This window comes from Vibrio ordalii ATCC 33509 (assembly GCA_000257205.1).
In the GTDB taxonomy this organism is placed as follows: Bacteria; Pseudomonadota; Gammaproteobacteria; order Enterobacterales; family Vibrionaceae; genus Vibrio; species Vibrio ordalii.
This window is the reverse complement of sequence record AEZC01000183.1, coordinates 1-7,120: the sequence shown is the minus strand read 5'-3', so window position 1 is coordinate 7,120 and position 7,120 is coordinate 1. Positions and strand designations below refer to the sequence as shown.

At 43.8% G+C, this 7,120-nt stretch carries 6 protein-coding genes; 2 read left to right on the top strand and 4 right to left on the bottom strand.

The window, feature by feature from the left end; all coding sequences use genetic code 11:
• Window positions 1–75 precede the first annotated feature (75 nt).
• The 3 genes from infA to aat form a co-directional block, all read right to left on the bottom strand.
• Complete coding sequence (gene infA, locus VOR_RS0112440) at window positions 76–294, bottom strand: translation initiation factor IF-1 (protein WP_006075347.1); 219 nt, start codon at window positions 292–294, stop codon at window positions 76–78.
• A gap of 81 nt (window positions 295–375) precedes the next feature.
• Entirely contained in the window at window positions 376–1,074 is a 699-nt protein-coding gene (locus tag VOR_RS0112435; RefSeq protein ID WP_010320026.1) for an arginyltransferase, read from the bottom strand.
• A 2-nt stretch (window positions 1,075–1,076) separates the two neighbouring features.
• Entirely contained in the window at window positions 1,077–1,793 is a 717-nt protein-coding gene (gene aat / locus VOR_RS0112430) for a leucyl/phenylalanyl-tRNA--protein transferase (protein ID WP_010320025.1), read from the bottom strand.
• Window positions 1,794–1,998: 205 nt separating this feature from the next.
• On the opposite strand from aat, the gene aroA reads away from it, so the two are divergent.
• Complete coding sequence (gene aroA, locus VOR_RS0112425; RefSeq protein ID WP_010320024.1) at window positions 1,999–3,279, top strand: 3-phosphoshikimate 1-carboxyvinyltransferase; 1,281 nt, start codon at window positions 1,999–2,001, stop codon at window positions 3,277–3,279.
• 59 nt (window positions 3,280–3,338) lie between these two features.
• On the opposite strand, the gene VOR_RS0112420 is transcribed toward aroA, so the two are convergent.
• Window positions 3,339–3,590, bottom strand: coding sequence for a YciN family protein (locus VOR_RS0112420; RefSeq protein ID WP_010320023.1), 252 nt, complete (start codon window positions 3,588–3,590; stop codon window positions 3,339–3,341).
• 522 nt (window positions 3,591–4,112) lie between these two features.
• Here VOR_RS0112420 and topA point away from each other — a divergent pair.
• Window positions 4,113–6,743: a type I DNA topoisomerase gene (gene topA / locus VOR_RS0112415; protein ID WP_010320022.1), complete on the top strand. Its 2,631-nt coding sequence runs from the start codon at window positions 4,113–4,115 to the stop codon at window positions 6,741–6,743.
• Window positions 6,744–7,120 lie beyond the last annotated feature (377 nt).

The following is a 7,120-nucleotide window of genomic DNA, read 5'->3' as shown; positions in this document are numbered from 1 at the left end:
CCTAGTTCTAATAAGAACAAAACGAAAAACGGAGCTATTAGCTCCGTTTTTTTGTTGCGTTCGAAAAATCAGAGATTAACGAGCACGGAAGACGATGCGGCCTTTAGTTAGGTCGTATGGAGTCATCTCTACAGTTACTTTGTCACCAGTAAGAATACGAATGTAGTTCTTACGCATTTTACCAGAGATGTGAGCTGTTACTACGTGGCCGTTTTCTAGCTCAACACGGAACATTGTGTTTGGAAGAGTATCAAGGACAGTGCCTTGCATCTCAATTACGTCTTCTTTAGCCATTTAATCCTCTTTAGAAACTTGGCGATTTTTAACGGACGCATTCTGCCGCTAAAAGATAAATATGTAAAGTTGGGGCGTATTCTACCCTTGCCAACGTTGATTTACTAGCTTTTGATGGCGCTCAAAGCGTACTTTGTAGTTCATTGCTGGGCATTCATCAATTTGATAACCCAAATATAACCATTGTTTCTGTGTGGCTTGGCAATATTGCAGTTGAAATAAAACGCCCAGTGTCCCGAGTGACAGATCTGACCCTGGATCATAAAAGGTATAAAAGGCGCTGGCACTGTTTTGTAAAATATCCGTCACCGCAATCGCGACCAGTTGTCCGTTTTGATAAATATGCAAGTATTGAGTATCTAACCAACGACAAGCGGAAAAGGTTGCAAACTCCTGCTCGTTGGGAGGGTACATGCTGCCCTCTTTATGTCGCGCTTCAATATAGCGGGCATAGAGTGCAAACCAACCCGAATCCATGGTCGGTTTCAACTGCCACTGAAAAGCGTGTGCCTTTTTGAGTAACCGCTTTTGGCTGGTTGATAGCTTGACTTGGTCAACAAAAACACGCAATGCTTGGCAGGAGTTGCAATTGTCACAGTGAGGTTTGTAAATGGTATCCCCACTGCGTCGAAAACCATTTGCGAGCAGAATTTCATAATTCTCAGGCGATTGCATGGCGGAGTCTAAAGTCACAGCGACACGTTCTTGCCTATCTTTTAAATAGCTACAAGGGTGGTTATTGGTTAAACCGATGCGTATTTGCTGTAAATCTGAGCTCATGGTTATCCTTCATTAGGCAAGGTGATCCACTGGGGTTTAAAGCAGCGCTCATCGACAGAGCTATCCCTAAAAGATAGCAAGGATTTGAGAAAATCGTCGCGCTCTAATTCGAAAGCTCCCAATGATGCCAGATGCGGATTCATCACCTGACAATCAATCAACTGTCCACCGTGTGATTGAAAATGCTGGCAAAAATACCAAAGCGCAATTTTTGATGCATTGGCTTTGGTACTAAACATCGACTCACCGCAAAACATTTGGCCCATTTGTATGCCATAGAGCCCGCCGATCAATTTATCTTCCTGCCACACCTCAACCGAATGACAACGGCCAGAAGCCGCAAGGGCGAGGTAGGCGCTGCGCATCTCTTCATTTAACCAAGTTTGATCTGCGGGTCTTACGTTGGCGCAACTTGTAATTACCTCTTTAGTTGCATGGTTAAGGCTTATTTTATATTGATGTTTTCGCTGGAATTTTTTAACGCTTTTAGCTGGAGAAAAAGTTTGTGGGTTAAACACAGCTCGCGGAGCGGGGCTCCACCAAAGAATAGGCTCTTGTGGACCATACCAAGGAAAAATTCCGTGTCGATAAGCATTATAAATACGTTCTGGCTGTAAATCTCCACCAAACGCGAGCAGTCCATTTGGCTCTTTTAGCGCCTCATCAGCGGAAGGAAAAGAGAAATCATCAAGCGCAAGTTGAGGAAGGTAAATAGTCATGTTCGATCCGATCTGGGTTAACCATCAAGATAAGGCCACGGAATGAGGATAGTAGGGATTTTTCAATAGTTTGCCAATCATTACTATCAGGCCATATTTGTACTGGAGTTCGCTTTTATTTTTAGATAGGCTGCAAGTACGAAGAATTTTCATTTTCCCAGAGCAAACAGGAGCTCTTTGGAAGATGCAAGGAAACACAACTCGAATGGAAAGCCTCACGTTACAACCAATAAAAAAAATTAATGGGCAAGTCAATTTACCCGGTTCCAAAAGTGTCTCAAACCGAGCGCTACTGCTTGCCGCTCTGGCAAGTGGTACGACCAAGCTAACGAACTTGTTAGACAGTGACGACATTCGCCACATGCTCAACGCACTAGCAAAACTTGGCGTGGAGTATCGTTTGTCAGACGACAAAACGGTGTGTGAGATAAAAGGCTTGGGTCGGCCTTTTAGCATCGAGCAATCCGTTGAGCTGTTTTTAGGTAATGCAGGGACGGCAATGCGTCCACTTGCGGCAGCATTAGTCCTTGGGCAGGGTGAGTTCATTTTGACTGGTGAGCCGAGGATGAAAGAGCGTCCAATCGGTCATCTCGTTACGGCGTTACGTGAAGCGGGCGCTGATATTGAGTACCTGGAAAATCAAGACTTCCCGCCGTTAAAAATTACGGCAACGGGCCTTAGAGCTGGAACCGTGGCGATTGACGGTTCAATCTCGAGTCAATTTTTGACCGCTTTTTTAATGGCTGCGCCACTGTCTGATGGTGAAATGACGATCAACATCGTTGGTGACTTGGTCTCTAAGCCCTACATTGATATCACGTTACACATCATGGCGCAGTTTGGTGTAAAAGTGATCAACCATAACTACACTCAATTTGTGATCCCAGCTGGGCAATCGTATGTTTCTCCTGGGCAGTTCTTGGTGGAAGGAGATGCATCCTCTGCTTCTTACTTCCTCGCGGCGGCGGCTATCAAAGGTGGTGAAGTAAAAGTTACTGGTATTGGTAAAAACAGTATCCAAGGGGATATTCAATTTGCCGATGCGCTAGAAAAAATGGGCGCAGTCATCGAATGGGGGAATGATTATGTCATCGCTCGTCGTGGAGAGCTTAATGCGGTTGATCTCGATTTTAATCACATTCCTGATGCAGCTATGACCATTGCGACGACCGCATTATTTGCCAAAGGCACCACAGCCATTCGCAACGTATATAATTGGCGTGTTAAAGAAACCGATCGTTTAGCCGCAATGGCGACGGAGCTGCGTAAAGTGGGTGCAGAGGTTGAGGAAGGGGATGATTACATTATCATTACACCACCAACGTCATTACAGCATGCGGCAATCGACACTTATGACGATCATCGAATGGCGATGTGTTTTTCGCTGGTTGCACTGAGCGATACCGCAGTGACGATTAATGATCCTAAATGTACCTCGAAAACGTTTCCTGATTATTTTGAACAGCTTGCACAACTAAGCCACTAGGCATTGAGCGTTTAAACCCAATAATGAAAAGCCTCGAATGAGGCTTTTTTCATCAAGAATTACGATTGAACGAGAGTGAATTGCTTTGATAAATGCAAGGCAAGGTACTTGAACATGTTAAATACCGCAGTGGTATTAGGTGTTGGCAGCCCCCTGTCGTCTAAAAAGTAGTTGCCTTTAAAAACTAATACATCCTCTTTCTCTTCAACGCTATCGGCGCGCATGCCAACCATATAAGCGTCATGTTCTTGAATGATTTGGTTTGCAATAAGTAACAAATCAAATTCAGTAATAGATTGTTTTTCGCTCATCTTTTTACGGTCCTATGAGTAGATGTGCGAGGATAGTGCCGTAAAAGGGTAGGTAATTTCAATGATTTCAAATAGAATTCGGCGCAAAATTCGATGAAGTGGATTCTCAAGCTTTGACCAAAGAGAGAAGTCATGATCTAAGCTTAATCAAGAAAGCCGATTTCTTATGCAATGAGAATGTGTGACTTACGGCATATTTCATTGGATTTATTTTTCGAACTGATAATACTCACTTTAGTATGAGCGCCAAAGCAGGTTTAGTAGAGTGCTGCAGCAATGAAAGTCAAGCTCACAAGCATCACAGGACTCGATTTTAAACTTCTCAATTTAAGTTTGAAGGCTGGCCGAAAATAGGTTACTGAGCTCTGGTTGCATTTTGACCAATTATTGAGTGGTTGAATTTTATTTTTAAAAAACATGTTGATCTTCTTGTTAACTGGCTCGATAGTAAAAAAAGAAGCAATAATTTAGAACGTCATGCGATTTACTTTCGCGTAATGATTAAGGGCATTTGAGTCAATTATGGGTAAATCACTCGTTATAGTGGAATCGCCAGCCAAGGCTAAAACGATCAATAAATATCTTGGTAAAGATTTTATTGTGAAGTCGAGCGTAGGGCATGTTCGTGATCTTCCAACCGCAGGTCAAAGTACCACTAAAAAAGCAACGCCTAGTTCTTCTTCAAAGAACCTTAGCGCTGAAGAGAAAGCACGCTTGAAAAGCGAGAAAGACAGCAGTTCGTTAATTAAGAAGATGGGTATCGACCCTTATCACGGTTGGGATGCGAATTACCAAATTTTGCCGGGTAAAGAAAAAGTAGTGGCGGAATTGCAAAAGTTTGCCAAAGATGCTGATTGCATTTATCTCGCAACCGATTTGGACCGCGAAGGAGAGGCCATCGCTTGGCACCTTCGTGAGATCATCGGTGGCGATGAACAGCGATACAAACGAGTTGTATTTAACGAAATTACTAAAAATGCAATCCAAAAAGCCTTACAAACACCGGGTGAATTGAATATCGACGGTGTAAACGCCCAACAAGCGCGCCGTTTCATGGACCGTGTGGTGGGTTTTATGGTCTCTCCATTACTTTGGAAAAAAGTGGCGCGTGGCTTGTCTGCGGGTCGCGTCCAATCGGTGGCGGTGAAATTACTTGTTGAGCGTGAGCGTGAAATTAACGCGTTTGTCCCTGAAGAGTTCTGGGATATCCATGCTGATACGAAAACGCAAGATAAAACGGATTTCCGTCTGTTGGTCGCGCAAAAAAATGATGTAGCGTTTAAGCCTGTCAACGAAGCGGAAGCTAAATCAGCGGTTTCGATTTTAGAAAAAGCTTCTTACGAAGTGTGTAAACGTGAAGACCGCCCAACCAGCAGTAAACCTTCCGCTCCTTTTATCACCTCGACGTTACAGCAAGCAGCCAGTACTCGCTTGGGTTACGGAGTGAAGAAAACGATGATGCTAGCTCAGCGCTTGTATGAGGCGGGTTACATCACTTATATGCGTACCGATTCAACCAACTTAAGTACTGAAGCGGTCGAAGCGGTTCGCAGCTATATTGGGAGTGAGTTTGGACAAGCCTACTTACCTGAGAATCCGTTAGCTTATGGAAGTAAGCAAGGCGCTCAAGAAGCGCACGAAGCGATTCGTCCATCCAGTGTGGATGTGAAAGCCGATGATTTACAAGGTATGGAAGCGGATGCTCATAAGCTATACGCGCTAATCTGGAATCAGTTTGTGGCTTGCCAAATGACGCCAGCTCAATACGATTCGACCACTGTGAGCGTGAAAGCGGCAGAATTTACCCTTAAGGCGAAAGGTCGCATCCTTAAATTTGATGGTTGGACGCGAGTTCAACGGCCAATGGGTAAAAATGAAGACCAAATTCTACCTCCAGTGAAAGTGGGCGAAACGTTGTTATTGCAAACGTTAGATCCAAAACAACATTTCACTAAGCCACCGGCACGTTATACGGAAGCTGCGCTGGTAAAAGAGCTTGAAAAGCGTGGTATCGGCCGACCATCGACGTATGCTTCTATCATCTCTACCATTCAAGATCGCGGCTATGTGAAAGTGGATCAGCGACGTTTTTATGCTGAGAAAATGGGTGAAATCGTCACCGATCGTCTGGATGACAGTTTCAATGACTTGATGAACTATGACTTCACCGCGCGAATGGAAGAAAAGCTGGACCAAATTGCAGCAGGATCTGCAAATTGGAAAGGAGTCTTGGACGGTTTCTTTAAAGATTTCACTGCAGATTTAGAAACCGCTGAACTGGATGAAGAACAAGGTGGTATGAAACCCAACCACATCGTAATGACCGACATTCAATGTCCGACATGTTTACGTCCAATGGGAATTCGTACCGCTTCTACAGGGGTGTTCCTCGGTTGTTCTGGTTATGCACTGCCGCCTAAAGAGCGTTGTAAAACCACCATTAACGTAGGTGATGAAGAAGGCGTGATCAATGTCTTGGAAGAAGATGTTGAAACGGCCGCACTACGCGCGAAAAAACGTTGCCCTATCTGCGAAACGGCGATGGATGCGTACCTGATTGATGACACACGTAAAATGCATGTGTGTGGGAACAATCCGAACTGTGAAGGTTACGTTGTCGAGTTCGGTGAGTTTAAAGTTAAAGGCTATGATGGCCCAGTTGTCGAGTGTGACAAGTGTGGATCTAACATGGTGCTTAAAAATGGTCGTTTTGGTAAGTACATGGATTGCACCAGCGATGACTGTAAAAATACTCGTAAGATCCTAAGAAGTGGTGAAGTCGCTCCACCAAAAGAAGATCCTATCCATTTCCCAGAATTGCCTTGTGAAAACTCTGATGCGTATTTTGTATTGCGTGATGGCGCTTCAGGCCTGTTTCTTGCGGCGAGCAATTTCCCGAAATCTCGTGAGACACGTGCGCCATTGGTTGAAGAATTGGCTCGTTTCAAAGAGCGCCTAGCACCAAAGTATCAATACTTAGCTGATGCGCCTGCACATGATCCTGATGGTGTGGCGGCGGTTGTACGCTTTAGTCGTAAGTCAAAAGAACACTATGTACGCACTGAGATAGAGGGTAAACCCTCAGGTTGGACGGCGTTGTACGATAATGGGCGGTGGGAAATTACCGATAAGCGTAAAAACGCTAAAAAATAGCCTTTAATGTGATCAATGCGAAAAGGTAGCCTTCGGGCTACTTTTTTTTGGCTGGAGTTTGAGCAAGTTCAACTATTCAAACTATTCATAATAAATTTATCGCCAATATTTTGACATTTGTCGAGTAAGACAGTAATGATGAACTATCCACAAGCGATACGAGGTATTGTCGGATGTTAAGAACCATTCTCATAAAACTAATCTATTCTGTCAGCACCTTGCAACCAGCTCATGCTACTTAATAACTGAAACCAAAATATTTGGTTTAATTAATACTTATGTCTTTAACCTAGTAAACATAGCGTCATAAATTCGTTGTATTTTTAATAAAAAGAGAGTGTATATAAAATTAAGAATGCATCAATAAAGTGAATAAA